We start from the raw sequence: 18707 nt of genomic DNA on the forward strand, positions 1-18707 counted from the left end.
GGAAACAATGATGTTTGGAACACAGCGCAAGCCGCGGTTCGCGCTCGCGGCCGCCGCAATCACAGTTGGAGTCGCGCTCGTCGCGACCGGGTGCTCGTCAAACACGGGCAGCGACAGTGCAGATACGAGCGACAGTGATGCCAATCTCGCCATCACCTTCTTGCCGAAGAACTTGGGAAATCCATATTTTGATACCTCAAGTGCTGGTGGTGAGGAAGCGGTCGCGGAATTCGGTGGCGCCTTCGACGAAGTAGGTCCGACCGAAGCGACTCCCACGTCACAGGTGAGCTTCATCCAGACTGCCGCGCAGCAAGGTGTGGGCGCGCTGGTGGTCTCGGCGAACGATCCCGAGGCGATCTGTGACGCGCTGGGCGAGGCAAGCTCGGCCGGCGTGAAGATCGTCACTTTCGACTCTGACACGAACCCGGATTGTCGCGACCTCTTCATCAACCAGGCCACGGCGGAAGGCATCGCCGGAGTTCAGGTCGATCTCATCGCAGAGCAGATCGGCGATGCTGGTCAGATCGCGGTTCTCTCGGCCTCGGCCAACGCGACGAACCAGAACGCGTGGATCGAGATGATGCAAGCAGATCTCGCTGCCAACCACCCCGACATCGAGCTCGTAGAGGTGGTCTACGGTGACGACGACGATCAGACGTCATTCGATAAGACTGCAGCGCTGCTGCAAACCTATCCTGACCTCAAGGGCATCGTTTCGCCCACGACTGTGGGTATCTCAGCAGCCGCACGTTACCTGTCGACTTCAGAGTACAAGGGTGAGGTTGCACTGACAGGTCTGGGCACGCCCAACCAGATGCGCGAATACGTCGAGGACGGAACCGTCACCGCGTTCGCGCTGTGGAACCCGTCGGACCTCGGCTACCTCGCGGCTTTTGCTGCTCAGGCGTTGGCTACTGGCGAGATTTCCGGTGCTGAAGGTGACTCGTTCGACGGCGGCAAGCTCGGCTCGTACGAAGTCGGCGCCGACGGTGTCGTCCTTCTCGGTGACCCCTACGTGTTTGACGCAGACAACATCGGTGACTTCGACTTCTAGGCCGTCTTCGCGAGTGCCCGGTCCCGCTGGTGCGGGACCGGGCACTCGCGCGCTAAGTGGAGCCTAGCGCCGCGACAACCTCGCGTTGATGATCCCGGCACCGAGCACCACGGCTGCCGCGCCGATCGGGGCGAACAACGCGATACCCCAACCCGCACCTTCAGCCACAATGCCAGTCAGTGCGGTTGCGGCGGACTGACCAACGATCACGCCTGAGCCCAGCATCGTCATCACGGTCGCTGATCGACCCCAGGGGCTGCGCGCCGCCGCGAGGCTGTATTGGGTGACGAGGGTGGGCCCGATGCCGATGCCGATCACCAGCAGGCACAGCGCCATCGCCGTGACGGTCGTGACCATGATCAGCCCGAGCGAGGCGGTGAAGAGGACTACGCCGAAGGTGAGCCAGCGGGCATGCAGGCTGAAGCGCACGGGCAGAAAGGCGACGCCCAGTGCAAACACCGCAGAGCCGATTCCCATTGCGCCGTAGACGAGGCCTGCTTGCTCGGGCACTCCTCGTTCTGCCATGAATGCTGTAAGAGAAGTGAGCATCGCACCGAAGAACAGCCCCATGCCCAGCGTTCCGACTGCCGTGATCAGCAGTTCTGGTCGCAACAGCTGTTTGACGGGGGCCTGCTGATCCGCGCTTTCTCCCTCGCGTAATGCGGGAGTCTTCGCCGTCGGGTGCAGCGCAAAGGCCGTCACGAAGACGAGGGCAAGCAGAGCGGCGCCGATTACGGGGGCTGCTGGTCCTTGCGTGGTGGCGAGCAGTCCGACAACAACCGGACCGAAGACGAATACGATCTCGTCGGCCGCTGACTCGTAGGCCATCGTTCCGCTCAGCACTTTCGCTTTGCGCTGTCCCTCGAACGAGCGACGGATGATGCCGACCAGTCGGCTTCGCGAGAGCGGCGAGACCTGTGGCATCGTGGCGCCGATCAAGAACGCCAAGGCAAGAAGTGCACCATCGGCGGCGGTCGTAAACGCGAGCCAGGCGATAGCGATCAGCAACAGGCTGTTCGCGGTGCCGGTGATCAACAGCACGCGCCGTTGGCCGAACCTGTCGGCAGCTGCACCGAGCAGCGGACCGAAGAGCGCTGTGCCCACGCCGGTCATTGCAGAGGTGATACCACCGAGCGCCAACGAGTCACGAGCCGACACGATCAGCGTGAGAATGCCGACGACCATCATCGCGAACGGCAAGCGTGCGGTCAGGGCGATCGGAAAGTAGCCCCAACCCGCTTCGCCCACAAGCGTCGGTGGGCGCGGTGCAACTCTCGTCAGGGTATCGGTCATCTTTGCTCCAGGGCGGTGTTGGTGTGCCGCCTTGGACCGCCGAGAGCGCGAGGTAGATGCACGAAAAGAATCGTCGCTCGAGTGTAGCGAAGCCGCCTGGGTAAGGCCTCAGTCTCTCGGCTACAGCGGCGCGTAGGTGGTGACAAGAACAAGGACAACGAGCCCAAATGCGCCGATACCGCCGGCCATGATGGCGAGCGCAAGGGTGAGCTTTCCGTCGGGCAGAATCGCTCTGTCACCGCGCGTGATGGTCGCGTGGCTCACGCGTCGATACCGATGCGCAGAGATACGCCAGATCGTGACTGCACCGACGAGACCGATCAGTCCGGGCAGAAACCAGAGCGGATTGCCCAAGATCGTGGGGAGCAGCCGCATCGCCACGATCGAACCGACGGCAATCGAGAGCATTGTTCGCCGCCACGCGAGCTCAGTTCGCTCGGGTTGCAGACCCTTGTCGAAGTCAGATGGCCTCATCGCATGATGACGGCGAGAGTGACGAGCACTCCGGCAACGCTGACAGCAACCATGAGCACACTTCCGAGCAGCGAGGCTGGCAGCGGCTTGTCTTCGCGCAGCGCACGCTCAGTGCGAGCCCAACTGATCCATGCGAGCACGGGAACGAGTGTGCCCGCGATAACGAGAACGATAGATGCGGCAAGGCGCAGGCCGGGGTTGAGATCGAGGCCGAGCACTTCTAACGCCACACCTGCCGCCACCAGAGCGAGCGCGGTGCGGATCCAGGCGAGGTAGGTTCGCTCGTTCGCGAGGGTGAAGCGTGCGTCGGGTTCATCACCGCGGCCGTATACGAACGACGGAAAACGTGCCACGGGGGTCCTCTCAGTTGCATTGACCGGTTCCAGAATACGCGTGCCGGGTCGTGTTGATCTCGCGCCTCGCAGTAACGTCAATGCATGGGTGCCGCGCCACGCTGCGACATGGCTGGCCCCCCACGCTGGCCACTCCGAGTGGGGTGCGGCATAATCCGAATCACTAGCGACTCGTTCAGGACCACAACAATGCCTTGCACTCCTCTTTCCGGCACTCAGCATGCGCTTCGGACCGGCGCCTATGAAGCTGTCATTGCGAGCGTGGGCGCCACGCTTCGCTCGCTCACCTTCGAAGGGCGCGACCTCGTCGTGCCCTTCGCGCCAGACGAAGTGCGGCCCGCGTATCGGGGTGCGACGCTCGTGCCGTGGCCGAACCGGGTGACCGACGGCCGGTACACATTTGACGGAACGGAATATCAACTCGCTCTCACCGAACCCGCACGAGACCATGCCCTGCACGGTCTCGCGGCGTGGCTCGACTACGAAGCCGTTGACAAAGGACCCAGCCACGTGACTCTGGCTGCGGTAATTCCCGCGCAGACGTCGTACCCGTGGCGCATCTCGATTCGCACGACCTTCACTCTTACCAGGGAAGGGCTCACGCAAAGCGTCGAGGCGACGAATGAGTCGGCGGATGCTGCGCCGTTCGGCACCGCCCCACACCCCTACCTCGTGGCGGGTGCGGGCAGCGTCGACGGCTGGACGCTCGAACTGCCCGCAGCGCAGGTGCTGACCGTGACGCAAGAACGTTTGATTCCCGAGCGTCTTGAGCAGGTCGATGCCGTGAATCCCTCGCGGTTCGACTTTCGCGCGCCGCGTCTGATCGGCACCGCTGAGATCGACCACGCCTATACCGGACTCGCCCGCGACGCTCACGACCGTGCGACGGTGAATCTCACCGACTCCCACGGGTGCGGAGTCTCAATGTCGTGGGATGCCTCGTGCCCGTGGGTTCAGGTGCATACCGCCGACACCGGGGTTGCGGCAACGCACCGAATCGGTCTGGCGGTTGAACCGATGACCTGTGCGCCCGACGCGTTCAACGACGCCACCTACGACTACGACACCGGGCTTATCGTGATCGAACCCGGTGACACCACGGTGGCGTCCTGGAGAATTGTCGCGCTCTGACGGGGATTCGCCGGTCTCGGCAATGCAAAGGGCCCCGGAGTGTTCTCCGAGGCCCTTGCAATGCCGCTCTCAGCGGTCGAACGCGCGATCAGTTGTCGCGCAGGTCTTCTTTGATCTCATTGCGCGTTTCGACTGAGTCGCGCTCCGCTTCGGCCTTCTTGACGTCAGCATCTGCCTTCATCTCGTCAGCCTTATCGCCGATCTTGTCGGTGGTGTCGTGTGCAGAACGCTTGATACTTTCTCCAACCGCTTCTGCGGTCTCTTTGGCATCGTCCATGAATCCCATGTCGCGCTCCTTCCGGGGTTGCTCTAGTGTTCCACGATAGAAACCGACATCCTCTCGAACAAGGCCCTTGCGCTAATCGTGGTGGCTTGTTAGACGGCCCAGACTGCCATGGCTGGGGCTCCGCGATCGGGTATCGCGGGCGTCGCGCGATCACCCCTATGCTGTGAATATGCTGAACATGAACTCTGTCACGTCAACCGCAGACATTGGCACGCTCTTCGGGTCAATCTCAATTCCAGGAATCATCGTCTACGTGCTGGTCGCTGTCGCACTGTGGCGGGTATTCGACAAGGCGGGATACCCGGGAATCCTCGCCATCATCCCAATCGTGAACTTCTTCATCCTCACCAAGATCGCGGGCTTCTCTGCTTGGCTCGGTCTGCTCTTCCTTGTGCCGATCGTCAACATCGTGTTCTCGATCATCGTCGCGCTTCGCGTGGGTCGCGCCTTCGACAAGGGCGGCGTCTTCTCGTTCTTCCTGCTGTGGATGTTCGCATTCATCGGCTACTTCATCATCGGCTTCGGCAAGGAGACCTACACCAAGCCCGTGTAGTCGCCGGATGTCAAAGGCCCGTATGCACTCAGTGCATACGGGCCTTTCGCAGTTGGCGTGAAGTGCCACGTACGGGGCTGTCTCGTTCAGATTGCAGAGGGAGAGAGGTCGCTAGGCGGCGATCGCCTGCGGGAAGTGCTCCGTGAGAACCCTGCGCCACTTGTTGGAGGGCAGGTCAGGGCGAAGCGCAGCGAGACCGGTGCCGTACTTTGAAATCTTGGCGGGACGGTGGTGGTGTCGCCACAGCGCTCGGTCGAGAGCTCCAGCACGCTGGCCTGACTTGGTCTCGATGATGACCGCCCCAGGCAGGCTCATCCGAGTTCCGTTGGCATCGGCCCATTCAAGTTCGATGTCGATCGTCGCGCGCGACGCCGTGGATGCCTCGCCCGCTTCGGGTGCCAGAAGCAACGTGGCTCGACGGTAGCGCGTCTCGAGGACTGGTTGCAGCCCATGGGCAATGCGGCCAGCAGCGGGAATGCCGGCATCAGCGAGCATTTCTGCGGCGTAGCGCACGCCGTTGTCGTCGAGCGATTCGTCGATAACCGGAACGCGGTCTTTGACAGTGGCGGAACGACCACCGCGGGTCTTTACCTCGAGAAACGAGCCGCCCGAGTCGACGTATGTGCGCGAACGCACCTTGAACCGGCGTCGACGACCGTGCGCTGCGCCGAGGTAGCTGTCGAACCTCGGGGTGTCGTAGTAGTGCGAGGCGTATCGCAGGGCGCGTTCGCCGTCGATCTCAAGGATCGCGGCGCCTTCGGGCAGCTCGGCCAGCACCGCTGCGACGTCGGCGGCGCGCAGGATGTACTTGCGGTCGACCCGGGTCTGCAGCGACGCCTGCTCATTGAGGTCAGCAAGAGAAACGGTAGGCAGTGCGCTCAGCTGCGCGATCGCGGCGCTCATCGCTGCACCTGCAGAGTGCCTGTTGCCGACGTGATGGTTGCCGAGTTCGTCGTTGGGGGAGTCGCGGGTGTGCTCGGGTTTGCGCGGCGAGGTACTCGGGGTGAGTTGTAGCGGACGTTGACCGAAGTGGTGTCTGAGACCAGATCGATCGAGCGCACGGTGACGGTAGCATTTTCGCAGCCGAGCAGCTCTTCGACCGCTGTCTGCAACTCAGCATCGTTGAGGTACGCGCGGTCCAGCGTCAACGAACGCTCTTGCGAACGCCGCAGCAGCTGAGGCGAGTCGACGATCGAGATCACGATGACAACCAGCGCGATGAGCAGCGCGCTCAGCCAGGTGATCGAACCCGAGATGCCGGCGATCAGCCCGATAGCCAAAGCTGCAAAGTAGTAGGCGATCTCGCTCTGTTCGATTTCACGCGAGCGCAACCGGATGATCGACAGCACGCCGAACAGCCCAAGGCCGAGGCCAGCACTGATCGTGGATGAGCCGAGTACCATTGCGACGGCCAGCACGCCGACGTTAATGCCCACAAACGCGACGGCAAGGTCACGCCGGCGATGGCGGGGGTAATACACCGCGAAAGCAAGCAGGCCGATCGCGAGCAGATCGATGGCGATGACGATGAGTTGACTCATGGGGTGTCCTCCGGGAATTCGTTACATTCCTATTGAGGGCCCCGCGCCTATGTGCTTGCTATGACAGATCTTTGATTGAATGAAGAGTTACGAATTGGTAAACGACGTGCGGGTGCGTGTCTACCCATTGATTGGCGTTGTGGTGTCGACTGCCTCGCGCAGTGTTTTGCGCATGGCCGACCAATAGTGACTCGGTGCAATGCGGGTGATCGCGTCAACAAGTCGCGCTTCACGACCGATGAAGGTGCGCGCACGCCGGTTGACTGTGGCATCGACGATGGTGCGCGCAGCGTCTGCGGGCTCGGTGTGGTACATCTTCGCCTGGGCGTGCGCGGCACGTTGCGCGATCGCGGGATCGAGGGCAGCGGCGTAGCGGCCGTGCAGAATGATGCCGGTCTTGACTCCCGCGGGGTACACACCACCGACGCTCACCGTCGAACCCTCTAGCTCGTGTCGCAGCGACTCGGTGAACCCGCGTACGGCGTATTTGCTCATCGCGTACGGGATGCGGCCAGCGGGCGCGGCGAGCCCGTAGATACTGACCAGATGAGTGATATGAGCGGCGGATTCGCGGCGCATCGCCGGGATTAGCGCCTTCGTGATGTTGACGGTGCCCCAGAGGTTCACATCCATCAGCCAACGCATTTCAGCCATGGTCAGCTGATCGATGTTTCCGAGCATCGACGACCCAGCGCATGTGATCAGCGCTTGGACGTGTGCATGAGACGCCTCGATGTCTGCTGCCACTGCGACCACGGCGTCGTCATCGGTGAGGTCGATCAGATGAGAAGTGTGGCCCGTGCCGGGCAGGCTGGCAAGGATTGTCGCGAGACCGTCTTCGTTGCGGTCGAGCAGGGCGACTCTGCCGCCGCGGCGAGCGATATCGCGGGCAACATCAGCACCCATTCCGCTCGCAGCGCCCGTAATGACGGTTGTCTTGTCGCGCGTTTCGAGGGGTTTGTTCCTGGCCACAGTTTCACCTTGTCGTCATTGAAGAGGGTCGCCGTCTATTGTCACTGATGGAACAGGGTGCTACTGACGCTAGCCTTCAGGTTGGAGGTTGTGATGGGAAAGACAGCGGATGCCATTGCTGAAGGCGTCGCTATTGCGTACGCCGCCGCCAAATTGGTGATTCGCAACCGCATTCTGGTCGACACGATTGCTCGCGGCGAAGATTTCGACGCGGCGAGGTTCGCCTCGTTCGCCCAAGAGACGCTCAACCACCTTGCCCGGGAACAAGAAGAAGCCGCTGAGCTCGCGAGGCGTCAAGCCAAGCGGGCGTGGGGAAAGTTCAGCGATTCGGGCGGCACCCATGACTATCGCGACCGCGACACGAGAAATCTCCGCAAGCGACGCAAGCAGTACCGCGGCGTAGCCAGGCAGCTGCGTCTGCATGCCGAAGACCCTCACGCGGTGAGAGTGCTCGTAGAGCAATCACGCGATGCGGCGTGGGGAGATGTCGCGGCCAACCTCGAGCGTCGCCTCAACGTTGAGGGCATGCGCCCCGACTTGGACCCGAACTATCAGATGATGCGCAATGCCCGAATGCAGTCGTTGCGACTGGTCGATCTGCCCAAACTTGCCGCGCACCGGCGACATTTGAAAGACGGGGAATCCGCACAGGTCAGCGCTGCGGCACCGAGCGAAGACGCGCCCGCGCCCCGTCGAGCTGGCATCGACCTGAGCGAACTAGACAGTTGAGCCGGCGCCGATTCGCGGCATCCTGCCCCGATTCGCGAGTAGCGCGCGCGTGGGGTATTCTTGATTCTCGGTGCTTGTGAGAGCAAGCACCATGCGCCCGTAGCTCAATGGATAGAGCATCTGACTACGGATCAGAAGGTTGGGAGTTCGAGTCTCTTCGGGCGCACACTGTGTTGAGACAGTAATTGAGAAAGAGCGTCGGGAAACCGACGCTCTTTTTTTATGCTCAACAGCGTCGCGAGTCGGCAAAGGATAGCCGAGCTGAACGTCATCGTTTGCCTTGTGTGCGCCCCAAGTAGTGTCGATGCATGCCTGAGGTGAGATGAACAGCGCCCGGCTGGCCGCCGAAAAGGCCACGGTGTCGGTTGTGATTCCGGTGAAAGACGACAGCGTTGCGCTGGCGCGATGCTTGCGCGCGTTGAAGAAGCAGACGCGCAACATCGACGAGATCATCGTTGTCGACAACGGTTCGTCTGATTCCTCCGCGAACGTGGCCACAGCGGCAGGCGCAACCGTGGTGACATGCGAAGAGCCGGGTATTCCCGCAGCGAGTGCCCACGGCTACGACCTCGCCAGCGGAGACTTCATTCTGCGGCTCGATGCAGACTGCGTTCCGTCGGGAATCTGGGTGCAGTCGATCTGCGAGGCATTCGTTCGACGCCCCGACGTTGCCGTGTTCACGGGTGGGGCGCGCTTTATCGATGGCCCCAAGGCTTTGCGTGGCCCCATCGCGGTTGCCTATCTCGCGAGTTACGTCGCAACGACGCTGCCGGCACTCGGTCACCTTCCGGTGTTCGGCTCGAATCTCGCCATGCGCCGTGAGGTCTGGCGTTCTGCGAGGTTCAAGGTGCATCGCCACGACCAACATGTTCACGACGACCTCGATCTTGCCTTTCACATTGGCGAGCGTTACCGCATTCGGTACCTGGCCGACGCATCGATGGGAATGTCGATGCGACCGTTCAACAGCGCACGCTCGTTCGCGTTGCGTCTGTATCGCGGCTTTCGCACCGTTCTGATTCACTGGCCCGCCGACTTCGCACCGGTCAGATGGGTAAAGCTCGTTCTCTATCGCACGGTCGTTGCGCCGAGGCGGCAGAAGGGCACAGACATATGAACCAGGATGCCGATCGCGAACCGCCTGCGCTCGTTGGCCTGGCCACGCCGCCAGCGTTGCACCTGATGAGCTGGAACATCCGCCGCCGGGTGCCGTCGCCCCACTGGCGCAGAGCCGATCGCTGGTCTCACCGGGCCCCGTCAATAGCAGCGTTGTTGCGCGCCGAACGGCCCACGATTCTCGGGATACAAGAGGCGCTCGCTGGCCAAGCGCAGTTTGTTGCGCACTCCCTCGGCGATCGCTATCGAAGTATCGGTGTCGGACGCAGTCGCAGCGGTCGCGGCGAAGGCTGCCCACTGTTTTACGACGCCGATCGACTCGAGCTGACGTCGTGGGAGCAACTGGCGCTCTCTGACCGCCCGCACAAACCAGGGTCAGTGTCGTGGATGTCGTGGGGCAACGTGTTTCCGCGGATCATGTTGGCCGCGTCTTTTCGCGACCGCGACACAGCAGCATCCCTCTGTGTGATCAACACTCACTTTGACCATCTCTCGCAACGCTCCCGCGTACGCTCGGCACGGTCGGTGCGACGTCGCGCACTTGAACAGCCACATCCGGCAGCGATCATGGGAGATCTCAACGCGGGGCCGCACTCGCCTGCAGTGCGCGAGCTGCTCGGCAACGGCGAACTGGTCGATACTTGGGCGGCTGCCGAGGTGCGGGTGAGCGACGAGTGGGCGACCTACGCCAACTATCGTCCGCCGCGACCTGAGGGAAAGCGCATTGACATGATTGCCGCAACGCCGGGCGTCGCTGTGCTGAGAGCGGCCATCAATCCCCGACAGTACAGCGGCGCGTGGGGCTCTGATCACCTTCCGATTCATGCGATGGTGGATGCTACCCAGCAGGAGCGAATCGAATGATCGAAAACTTCTTACGCCGCCCGCAGACTCTCGGTGAGGTGGCGGCAGATGCAGTACGAGTGATCGGCGCGCTCAGCGTCGTGGTCGCCGCTATCTGGTTCGACCTCACAGACGCGGGAGTGCTGGCGTTTGCGTTGCCCGGCCTGATGGTGCCCCGTTTTGTCGGAGCGCGATCGTGGTTCGACATCACGTGCTCGGTGACGCTGCTTGTCGCAGCGTGGAGCAATGTGTTCGACCTGTACACGAGCGTGGCTTGGTGGGACCTTGCTGTGCACCTCGTGTGCACAGGTGTAGCCGCTGCGTTGCTCTACGTGCTGTTGGCGCGCGTTCACATTCTGCCTAGCCAGCGCAGTGAGCGCTTCGTTCCGGCGGGGGCCGTCGTGGTCGTGACCGCCTTCGGCCTTGCGCTGAGTGCCGTGTGGGAAATGGTCGAATGGATTGGCTTCACTTTCATCAGCGACGACATCTTCGTCGCCTACGGCGACACCATCGCCGACATGGCCGTCGGTGGCGTCGGTGCCCTGCTCGCAGGGTTCGCCGTCGCGCACCTCACCCTGCTGCGAGACTAGGGGCCGCAGCAGCGACAGCGCGACGGCAATGTCAGCTGAGCAGCAGTTCCCAACCGTCGCCCTCAGCGTGCTCGAAGATCAGGTTGGTTTCGGTGTGCGACACCGCGGGGTGGCCGGTCAGATGAGCCAACACGAACTCTCGCAACTCGCCCGAATCGCGAGCGGCGACGTGGAGCAGGTAGTCGTCAGCACCAGCCATATGGAACAGGCTTAGCACTCCCGGCAGGCTTGGGGCAGCACGTCGAAAAGCCTCGATCTCCTCGCGCGCGTGCTTGACCAACCGAACGGCGACGAGAGCCTGCACTGTCGCGCCGATTGCAGTCGGATCGATCTCGGCACGAAAGCGCCGAATCACGCCGTTGCTCTGCAGACGGCGCAGTCTGAGCGACACCGTTGACTCTGCGATGCCCAGCGTCGTGGCGAGGGATGAGCCAGACGCTCGCGCATTGGCCGTGAGTGCGCGCAGGAGTGCTCGGTCGGTTTTATCGAGATCAAGGACCTTCGCCATGTTGCTCCTCCAGAAGCGCCGCCACGCAGAATATTTGAAGTTTCGGGCAATCAGTGCGGATGCTGCAGACGTGATTGCCACTTCTTCCATAATCTGTTGTTCTGGCTCGATGGGCAACAGACAGCAGCGATTCGACACCAGAGCCGTGCACGCGGGAATGGAAGGACTCAGAGAAAGCGGAGCGCACGTTCCTCCGATCGACTTCTCCACCACATACCCGTTGCCCGATGTTGATTCCGGTGGCCTCGCGTACGAAGAGCTTGCTACCGGCCAAGATCTCGGCGCTGGGCGAAGCGCGGTGTACCAGCGACTCTGGCAGCCCGGTGTCGCTCGATTTGAAGACGCGCTCGCCGAGCTTGAAGAGACAGACGGCGCGGTGGCGTTCGCCAGCGGCATGGCTGCTCTCTCGGCATGTCTGATCGCATCGGTCACTGCAGGAAAACCACACATCGTTGCGGTTCGGCCGCTGTATGGCGGCACCGATCACGTGTTGGCCAGCGGCCTGCTGGGCACAACGGTCACCTGGGCGAGCGTCGACGAGATTGCAGCATCCATTCGCCCCGAGACCGGGCTGGTGATCGTCGAGACCCCCGCGAACCCGACCCTTGAGCTTGTCGACCTCGCGCAGGTGGCGCTGGCCGCCGGCGATGTGCCGGTGCTTGTCGACAACACGTTTGCGACCCCGGTGCTGCAGAAGCCAAAGCGTCATGGCGCCACTTTGGTTCTGCACAGTGCGACCAAGTACCTCGGTGGTCATGGCGATGCCATGGGTGGTGTGGTCGCGGGCGATCGGTCGTGGGTGGAGCGCTTGCGGCAAGTGCGCGCTTTGACCGGTGGACTGCTTCACCCGATGGGGGCATACCTATTGCACCGCGGTCTGCGCACGCTGCCGTTGCGTGTTCGTGCGCAGCAAGACACCGCGGCGACGCTGGCAGAGCGAGTGAGTGCGCATCCGGCTGTGCGGCGTGTTTTCTATCCGGGATTGCCGGGACAAGACCCGAGGGGACTGCTGGGCACTCAGCTTGAGGGCGCCGGGTCGATCGTGGCGATCGACCTTGCCGGCGGCTACGACGCTGCCGCGCGCTTCACCGAATCGTGCGCACTGATCGAGCATGCGGTATCGCTCGGCGGTGTGGACTCGCTGGTGCAGCATCCGGCCTCTTTGACCCACCGTCCGGTAGCCGCCCCGGCCAAACCGGGTGCCGGTATTGTTCGCCTCTCGATCGGACTCGAGCATGTCGACGATCTCACCGATGACTTGATGGCGGCACTCGATGCGGCCCACGCCATCTCGCCCGCCGAGGCTCAGACACCTGAAGAAGCCCGGCTGGTTCACGCGCGCTGAGCGCGGCTGATTCGCAAGGAAGCGTAACCTGAAGACGTGAGCGCATACGTTTCGGCGTTCGAGTTGTTCTCCATTGGGATCGGACCCTCGAGCTCCCACACCGTCGGTCCGATGCGGGCTGCCCGCGACTTCGCGGCGCGCCTGCGCGCTGCCGGGCTGCTTGATGAGGTCTCGCGTGTGACGTGCATTCTGTATGGTTCGCTAGGCGCAACGGGAATTGGCCACGGCACACCCGACGCCGTTGTCGCCGGGCTGAAGGGGCTCGAGCCCGAGACGGTCGACCCAGCCGACGTGCGTCAGGCGTGGTCGCGATGGAACGATGGCGCGGCGCTGCTCGTCGACGGCTCGCGCCCCGTGCCGTTTTCGCGGAGCGACATCGAGATGCTGCCGCGCACCCGCTTGCCCGCTCATCCGAACGCGATGACGATGACGGCCCTGGGCGACAATGACAGCACTTTGCTCAGTGACACCTACTACTCAGTCGGCGGCGGCTTCATCCGCCGCGAGGGTGAGCCGACTCGGGTGCAGTCTCACGCTTTTCCGCTGACCTTTGCTTCGGCTGATGAACTTCTCGGGGCATGCGACGATCGGGGGATCACGATCGCCGAAGCCGCGCGCATGAATGAAGAAGCGTTGCGCACTGACGCAGAGATCGCCGCGGGCCTCGACGCCATCTGGGACGCCATGGCAGGCAGTGTCGAAGCGGGTCTGCGCGCTGACGGCATGTTGCCCGGTCGGCTGCAAGTCAAGCGGCGCGCCTCGATGATCAGGCGTCAGCTGGATGCTGCCGAGGCCGAGGGCCACCAAGAGATTCCGGGGGAATGGATGGGAGCGTTCGCGCTCGCCGTCAACGAAGAGAATGCCGCCGGAGGACGCGTGGTGACAGCGCCCACCAATGGTGCGGCGGGCATCGTTCCGGCTGTTGCGATGTACTGGTGGCGGTTCTTGGCTGAGTCTGGCCTCGGCGCGGGCAATGCGGTCACCCCCTACGGGGAGCTCGTAGGCAGCGCGCTGCTCGGGTTCTCGGGCGAGGTCGCCGGAGCGGCGGAGCTCGCTCAGGCGGTGGCTGACGATGCCGCGGTCGCTGAGGCGAACCGTCGCCGCGGCATCCGTCGTTTTCTGCTCACTGCAACGGCGCTGGGCTCGCTGTTCAAAGCGAATGCGTCGATTTCTGGAGCCGAGGGCGGATGCCAGGCTGAAGTGGGTTCTGCATGCGCGATGGCGGCAGGAGGGCTGACCGCGGTCATGGGAGGCACCAACCGTCAGATCGAGAACGCGGCCGAAATCGCCATGGAGCACCACCTGGGGTTGACCTGCGACCCGGTCGGTGGGCTCGTGCAGATTCCGTGCATCGAGCGCAACGCGATCGCGGCATCGACGGCGGTCACAGCGGCGCGACTGGCGCTGCGCGGCGACGGCTCGCACCATGTTTCGCTCGATATGGTCGTGGAGACGATGCGCCAAACCGGACTCGACATGTCGACCAAGTACAAAGAGACCAGTGAAGGCGGGCTCGCCGTCAACGTCATCGAGTGCTGACGCGCGCGTAGGCGCATGCATCACTGCTCGTGTGGGCGATTGTGCGGGAATCGCGCCGTGGTTTCCGCACTTTGCCACACACAAGGGTGGTGCACCGCCACACACAAGGGTGGTGCACCGCCACACACGAGGGGCGCACCGCGGCGAACTAGGTCGCGACCCAACCGTGGCGCGTGAGTGCGTCGCGGACGATCGCCGTTGCGCGCGGGTGCGGTCCGCGAATGTGGGCAGACGTCAGGCGGACAACTTCCCAGCCCTCCGCAACGTATGCGGAGTACTTCTCGATGTCGCGGTTCCATTGTTTTCGGTCGGTGCGGTGATGGTCGCCCTCGACCTCGACGAGCGTGCCAAACTCTCGGTACACAAACTCAGTGATCCCGATGCGGCGTCCCCGGCGGTTGAAGATCTCGACATCCAGTTCAGGTTCGGGAAGCCCGGCGGCCGCGGCATCCAGCCGATAGTCCGTCTCGAGTGGTGACGCGCAGCCCACTCGAATTTGTTCGAGGGCTTGGCGCAGTCTTGAGGCGCCGATTCGTCGCCCGGCATCAAGCGCAGCCTGCAGCTGATCAACAGTGGCGAGTTCATGATTCAGCATGAGAAACCCTTGCCGGGTCCGGGGTACGCGCACCAACATGTCACCCACCGCGACGAGCTGGCGAACGGTGAGTTCAGCTCCGAGCATTGCCCACGTCGAGGCGGGCGACGAGACTCGCATGCCCGCGCACTTGCTCACCGAAACGAGATGTTTCGAGACCTTGATTCCCCGCACGCCCCGCCGCCTCGGGGCATCGGCGGGGTGGATTGCGGCGACGACAAGCTCGTCGCCGTGAACAACGGGCGCGCCGAACAACACCGCCGCCGTCGAACCGGCGAAGAACCAACCGGCGCTCATCACCTGCTCAAACGCCTTCGCCTTTCGCTCGATCGCAGCCCGCTGCGTTGAATCGTGGTTGAACGCAGCAAGCACATGCGGCGTCTCCGGCAACATTCGCACGCCGTGGAATGGCCGCTCAAGGCCCACGGAGCGAAGTCGGGCAGCGCTCACGCCGCGTTCGAGCGCCGCGTGCACCGCGAACGCGTCACCGAGTTCGTCAGGCAGCGCCCGCGCAGGTCGAGACATTTCAGCAGTCTCATGGTCGGCCGCACCTCGGTGGCTACGCAGGAACTACTGCGTGCGCGTCGCCTCATTGCGGCTCCCTGTGGAGGACGAATGCTGGCCGCACCAGCGGCGCCCGAGCGAGAAGCTGCGCCGCTGCGGTGAGGGCTCACAGCACTACCTGTGGACGAGGGATGCCGCAACCGGGCGTGCCTGCGTAGGCTGGCCCCGTGAAGGAATATGTCGTTCCCACGCCAAAACGGCGCCGCGGCCGCCCACCCGCAGGCGAGTCGAACACCCGCGAGCGCATTCTGTATGCCGCGATCGACGAGTTTGGCGAAGCGGGCTATGACGGAGCCACGATGCGTGCCATTGCGGCGCGCGCAGACGTGGACGCTGCCCTCGTGCATCACTACTTCGGCACGAAGGCTGACCTGTTCGGTGAAGCGGTGGGTGCGCCGATGCGCCCCGATGTGGCGTTGCCTGAGATTCTGGCCGGGCCTCAATCCGAGGTGGGCGAGCGGATCATCCGATATCTGCTTGAGTCGTGGGACAAGCCCGAGGTGCAACGGCGAGGCGTGGCCCTCATGCGTACAGCGCTCGGCAACCGGCTCACCACACCGCTGCTCGCAGGCTTTCTCTCTCGCGAGGTGATCGGCCGAGTATCAGGCACGCTCGATAGCGACGACGCGCAGCTGCGAGCCAGTTTGGTCGCCTCGCAGATCGCGGGATTGATCGTTGCGCGCTACGTGATCAAGTTGCCAGCGCTGTCGCATGCCTCTATCGACGAACTTGTGGAACGCGTTGCCCCAACTGTTCAGCGCTATCTCCACGGTTGACCCGAACTCGCATCGACCCGAACTCGCAGTGAAAGGACGCAGATGTCTTTCCAGGCATACCTCGACAACATCGAAGACAAGACCGGAATCACTCCGCGTGAATTTGTCGACCTCGCCACTGCGAAAGGGTTCGGGCCTGGCGCCAAGGCTGGCGAGATAGTCGCGTGGCTTGCCGACGACTATGGGCTCGGCCGAGGGCATGCGATGGCCTTGGTGCATGTGATCACCAAGGGCCCCAAGATCGCGGCGAAACATGTCGGCACGGCAGGTGCACATTCCGATGTGTCGGATGAGCTTTGGCTAGACGGAAAGGCTACGAACCCCGCAAGCGCTTGACGCTCTATCCTTCAAGCAGAATAATTCATCGCATGATGAATAAATTGGCGGATGCTTCATCGCAGTCGCCTGGTGCAGCAGATGCGCCAGCCGTGCAGGTGAGAGGCCTTGAAGTGTCTCGCGGATCCACGAAAGTGTTCGACCGGCTTGACCTCGACATCGCGCGGGGGCATATCACGGGGCTGCTGGGCCCGTCAGGGTGCGGCAAGACCACGCTGATGCGTGCGATCGTCGGGGTGCAGAAGGTAGCTGGCGGCAGTATCACCGTGCTCGGGAGCCCCGCCGGTGCGAAGAACCTGCGCCACCGCGTTGCCTACGACACTCAAGCGGCCTCGGTGTACTCCGACCTGACGATCGAACAGAACCTCAAGTACTTCGCCCGCCTCATCGCAGCACCGGCGAGCGACGTTGACCGCGTGATCGAGCAGGTCGGTCTCGACACGCAGCGCAGCCAGACGATCGACTCGCTGAGCGGAGGGCAAGAGAGCCGCGTCTCACTTGCGGTCGCCATGCTCGGTGAGCCCGAGCTGATTGTGCTTGACGAGCCAACGGTGGGTCTCGACCCGGTGCTGAGGGCCGAACTCTGGCAGATCTTCCGCGGGCTCGCCGACGCAGGCACTACCTTGATTGTCTCCAGCCACGTGATGGATGAAGCCACCCGGTGCGACAGCCTGCTTCTGATGCGAGCAGGTCGGGTCATTGCCGATACCACGGCGCAGCAGCTCTTGAGCGACACCGGCACAACTGATGCCGACGCCGCCTTTTTGGCTTTGATCGAAAGGGATGCTGCCGCATCCCGTTCGAGCGAGAACCCCGCGGCAGCATCCGCACCGAAAGAAGCCGAGCCTGCGGCGCCGCATTCCGAAGGGGAATCCGAGGCCCCACCACTCACTCGCCGAGAAGCGCGCGAGCAGTCGGGGAGCGAGCAATGAACGGCGGCCGCACGCTCGCCACCGCTGGACGGGTGATGCGCCAACTGCGACATGATCCACGCTCGATCGCGCTGATGCTGATTGCGCCGAGCCTGCTCGTGGGACTGTTCGCCTGGCTCTTCGTCGATCAAGAGGGCGTGTTCGACACCTTCGGTGGGGCCATTCTGGGTCTCTTTCCGTTCATTGTGATGTTTCTCATCACCTCGATCACCACGCTTCGTGAACGCCGCTCAGGCACGCTCGAGCGGTTGATGACGACACCGATCAGCAAGACGGACTTCATTCTTGGCTATGCCCTCGCATTCGGGCTGATGGCCGCCATTCAAGCCGTCGTGACGGTTTCGTTCGCCGTGTTCGTGTGCGGGCTGACTGTCGATGGTCCACTGTGGCAACTCGGCCTGGTCGCGGTGATCGACGCCGTTCTCGGTGCCGCTCTCGGACTGCTTGCGAGCGCCTTCGCGCGAACAGAGTTTCAAGCAGTGCAGTTCATGCCATTGCTGGTCTTCCCGCAGATCATTCTGGGTGGCTTGTTCATGCCACGCGAAGATATGCCCGACGCGCTCTATGTGATCTCGAACTTTCTGCCGCTCAGCTATGCGATCGACACCATCAACGCGGTGACTGCCGGCGATGAGGGATGGGACGTATTCGCACCGATGCTCGTGGTTGCAGCCTTCACCGTTGGCGCACTGGTTCTCGCGCCGCTGACTCTGCGTCGCAGAACGCCCTAGAAGCGGCGTCAGTCGTCGGGTGCGGTGTGTCGCAGCTTCGCGGTCAGCGCGCGGAGCTGTTCAAGTTCTTCGTCGCTGAGCACTGCCATTCTGCGCGCGATAGATGCTCCGTGCCGAGAGGCAATCCGACGAAACAGCGCGGAACCTTCGTCAGTCGCGCGAACCAGCGAGCCGCGGCCATCGTGCGGATCGGGGCACTTGGTCAGCAGCCCTCGAGCGGTCATCCGATCAACGAGACGAGACACGCTGGGCTGGCTGATCAGCATGTTGCCGGTGACATCTCGCAGGCGGGCCGTGAGGTCTTCGCCTCGCGTGACCGTCAACAGCACGTCGTACTCTTCCTGTGAGAGGGTGTCGTCGAAGTCATCACTGATCTCGGCGAATATTGCGTGCTGCGCGCGAAAGAGACTCTCCCACGCATCGATAGCAAGGCGACGATCGGTCAT

The 18707-nt window shown here is 63.1% G+C and carries 23 protein-coding genes and 1 tRNA gene; 14 read left to right on the plus strand and 10 right to left on the minus strand.

The genetic code is table 11. The annotated features are described in order from the left end of the window. Window positions 1–10: 10 nt before the first annotated feature. Window positions 11–1054 (plus strand): rhamnose ABC transporter substrate-binding protein, encoded by a 1044-nt coding sequence (gene rhaS / locus SJY18_RS11850; RefSeq protein WP_396667732.1) that lies wholly within the window; start codon window positions 11–13, stop codon window positions 1052–1054. A gap of 63 nt (window positions 1055–1117) precedes the next feature. Here the strand turns inward: rhaS and SJY18_RS11855 are convergent, their stop codons facing one another. The 3 genes from SJY18_RS11855 to SJY18_RS11865 all read right to left on the minus strand — a co-directional run bounded on the left by SJY18_RS11855 (window position 1118) and on the right by SJY18_RS11865 (window position 3174). Then, window positions 1118–2347, minus strand: coding sequence for an MFS transporter (locus SJY18_RS11855; RefSeq protein ID WP_396667733.1), 1230 nt, complete (start codon window positions 2345–2347; stop codon window positions 1118–1120). 120 nt (window positions 2348–2467) lie between these two features. After that, a complete protein-coding gene (locus tag SJY18_RS11860) occupies window positions 2468–2821 on the minus strand; it encodes a DUF202 domain-containing protein (protein ID WP_396667734.1) in 354 nt (117 codons plus the stop codon). Beyond that, entirely contained in the window at window positions 2818–3174 is a 357-nt protein-coding gene (locus SJY18_RS11865; protein ID WP_337337262.1) for a DUF202 domain-containing protein, read from the minus strand. The genes SJY18_RS11860 and SJY18_RS11865 overlap by 4 nt, the downstream gene beginning before the upstream one ends. Before the next feature lie 189 nt (window positions 3175–3363). On the opposite strand from SJY18_RS11865, the gene SJY18_RS11870 reads away from it, so the two are divergent. Continuing rightward, window positions 3364–4305 carry an aldose 1-epimerase family protein gene (locus SJY18_RS11870; RefSeq protein ID WP_337337263.1) on the plus strand — a complete coding sequence of 314 codons (942 nt, stop codon included), beginning with the start codon at window positions 3364–3366 and terminating at the stop codon, window positions 4303–4305. Between the two features lie 88 nt (window positions 4306–4393). Here the strand turns inward: SJY18_RS11870 and SJY18_RS11875 are convergent, their stop codons facing one another. Continuing rightward, the gene (locus SJY18_RS11875) at window positions 4394–4591 is read right to left on the minus strand and encodes a hypothetical protein (RefSeq protein WP_396667735.1); all 198 of its coding nucleotides are present in this window, start codon (window positions 4589–4591) and stop codon (window positions 4394–4396) included. Window positions 4592–4760: 169 nt separating this feature from the next. Here SJY18_RS11875 and SJY18_RS11880 point away from each other — a divergent pair, with 169 nt between their 5' ends. Then, on the plus strand, window positions 4761–5144 hold the full coding sequence (locus tag SJY18_RS11880) for a DUF5684 domain-containing protein (protein ID WP_396667736.1): 384 nt from the start codon (window positions 4761–4763) through the stop codon (window positions 5142–5144). A 111-nt stretch (window positions 5145–5255) separates the two neighbouring features. On the opposite strand, the gene SJY18_RS11885 is transcribed toward SJY18_RS11880, so the two are convergent. From SJY18_RS11885 to SJY18_RS11895, 3 genes are all read right to left on the minus strand, one after another. Beyond that, window positions 5256–6047 (minus strand): polyphosphate polymerase domain-containing protein, encoded by a 792-nt coding sequence (locus SJY18_RS11885; protein WP_396667737.1) that lies wholly within the window; start codon window positions 6045–6047, stop codon window positions 5256–5258. Beyond that, entirely contained in the window at window positions 6044–6685 is a 642-nt protein-coding gene (locus tag SJY18_RS11890) for a DUF4956 domain-containing protein (protein WP_396667738.1), read from the minus strand. Before SJY18_RS11890 ends, SJY18_RS11885 begins: the two co-directional genes overlap by 4 nt. A 120-nt stretch (window positions 6686–6805) precedes the next feature. Then, the gene (locus SJY18_RS11895; protein ID WP_396667739.1) at window positions 6806–7657 is read right to left on the minus strand and encodes an SDR family NAD(P)-dependent oxidoreductase; all 852 of its coding nucleotides are present in this window, start codon (window positions 7655–7657) and stop codon (window positions 6806–6808) included. A 93-nt stretch (window positions 7658–7750) separates the two neighbouring features. Here SJY18_RS11895 and SJY18_RS11900 point away from each other — a divergent pair, with 93 nt between their 5' ends. The 5 genes from SJY18_RS11900 to SJY18_RS11920 all read left to right on the plus strand — a co-directional run bounded on the left by SJY18_RS11900 (window position 7751) and on the right by SJY18_RS11920 (window position 10935). After that, the gene (locus SJY18_RS11900; RefSeq protein ID WP_396667740.1) at window positions 7751–8386 is read left to right on the plus strand and encodes an asparagine synthase; all 636 of its coding nucleotides are present in this window, start codon (window positions 7751–7753) and stop codon (window positions 8384–8386) included. 93 nt (window positions 8387–8479) lie between these two features. Continuing rightward, window positions 8480–8552 (plus strand) — tRNA-Arg (locus SJY18_RS11905). 156 nt (window positions 8553–8708) lie between these two features. Next, window positions 8709–9503 (plus strand): glycosyltransferase family 2 protein, encoded by a 795-nt coding sequence (locus SJY18_RS11910; RefSeq protein ID WP_396667741.1) that lies wholly within the window; start codon window positions 8709–8711, stop codon window positions 9501–9503. Beyond that, the gene (locus SJY18_RS11915; protein ID WP_396667742.1) at window positions 9500–10366 is read left to right on the plus strand and encodes an endonuclease/exonuclease/phosphatase family protein; all 867 of its coding nucleotides are present in this window, start codon (window positions 9500–9502) and stop codon (window positions 10364–10366) included. The genes SJY18_RS11910 and SJY18_RS11915 overlap by 4 nt, the downstream gene beginning before the upstream one ends. Beyond that, window positions 10363–10935, plus strand: coding sequence for a hypothetical protein (locus tag SJY18_RS11920; RefSeq protein WP_396667743.1), 573 nt, complete (start codon window positions 10363–10365; stop codon window positions 10933–10935). Before SJY18_RS11915 ends, SJY18_RS11920 begins: the two co-directional genes overlap by 4 nt. 31 nt (window positions 10936–10966) lie before the next feature. On the opposite strand, the gene SJY18_RS11925 is transcribed toward SJY18_RS11920, so the two are convergent. Next, complete coding sequence (locus SJY18_RS11925; protein ID WP_337337273.1) at window positions 10967–11443, minus strand: Lrp/AsnC family transcriptional regulator; 477 nt, start codon at window positions 11441–11443, stop codon at window positions 10967–10969. A gap of 109 nt (window positions 11444–11552) precedes the next feature. Here SJY18_RS11925 and SJY18_RS11930 point away from each other — a divergent pair, with 109 nt between their 5' ends. Both SJY18_RS11930 and SJY18_RS11935 read left to right on the plus strand, forming a co-directional pair. Further along, window positions 11553–12788, plus strand: coding sequence for a trans-sulfuration enzyme family protein (locus SJY18_RS11930; RefSeq protein WP_396667744.1), 1236 nt, complete (start codon window positions 11553–11555; stop codon window positions 12786–12788). Window positions 12789–12824: 36 nt separating this feature from the next. After that, window positions 12825–14327, plus strand: coding sequence for an L-serine ammonia-lyase, iron-sulfur-dependent, subunit alpha (locus tag SJY18_RS11935; RefSeq protein WP_396667745.1), 1503 nt, complete (start codon window positions 12825–12827; stop codon window positions 14325–14327). A gap of 148 nt (window positions 14328–14475) precedes the next feature. Here SJY18_RS11935 and SJY18_RS11940 read toward each other — a convergent pair whose 3' ends face one another. Further along, on the minus strand, window positions 14476–15447 hold the full coding sequence (locus SJY18_RS11940; protein ID WP_396667746.1) for a hypothetical protein: 972 nt from the start codon (window positions 15445–15447) through the stop codon (window positions 14476–14478). A 206-nt stretch (window positions 15448–15653) separates the two neighbouring features. On the opposite strand from SJY18_RS11940, the gene SJY18_RS11945 reads away from it, so the two are divergent. The 4 genes from SJY18_RS11945 to SJY18_RS11960 are packed head-to-tail and all read left to right on the plus strand — an operon-like array spanning window position 15654 to window position 18261. Next, window positions 15654–16262, plus strand: a complete 609-nt coding sequence (locus SJY18_RS11945; RefSeq protein WP_337337277.1) for a TetR family transcriptional regulator — start codon at window positions 15654–15656, stop codon at window positions 16260–16262. Window positions 16263–16304: 42 nt separating this feature from the next. After that, complete coding sequence (locus tag SJY18_RS11950) at window positions 16305–16598, plus strand: DUF4287 domain-containing protein (protein ID WP_337337278.1); 294 nt, start codon at window positions 16305–16307, stop codon at window positions 16596–16598. Between the two features lie 32 nt (window positions 16599–16630). Further along, window positions 16631–17530 carry an ABC transporter ATP-binding protein gene (locus SJY18_RS11955; protein WP_396667747.1) on the plus strand — a complete coding sequence of 300 codons (900 nt, stop codon included), beginning with the start codon at window positions 16631–16633 and terminating at the stop codon, window positions 17528–17530. Further along, a complete protein-coding gene (locus SJY18_RS11960; RefSeq protein ID WP_337337280.1) occupies window positions 17527–18261 on the plus strand; it encodes an ABC transporter permease in 735 nt (244 codons plus the stop codon). The genes SJY18_RS11955 and SJY18_RS11960 overlap by 4 nt, the downstream gene beginning before the upstream one ends. 8 nt (window positions 18262–18269) lie before the next feature. On the opposite strand, the gene SJY18_RS11965 is transcribed toward SJY18_RS11960, so the two are convergent. Continuing rightward, complete coding sequence (locus tag SJY18_RS11965) at window positions 18270–18707, minus strand: MarR family winged helix-turn-helix transcriptional regulator (RefSeq protein ID WP_337337281.1); 438 nt, start codon at window positions 18705–18707, stop codon at window positions 18270–18272.

The sequence above is a fragment of the Microbacterium sp. R86528 genome (assembly GCF_044596335.1).
GTDB classification, from domain to species: domain Bacteria; phylum Actinomycetota; class Actinomycetes; order Actinomycetales; family Microbacteriaceae; genus Microbacterium; species Microbacterium marmarense.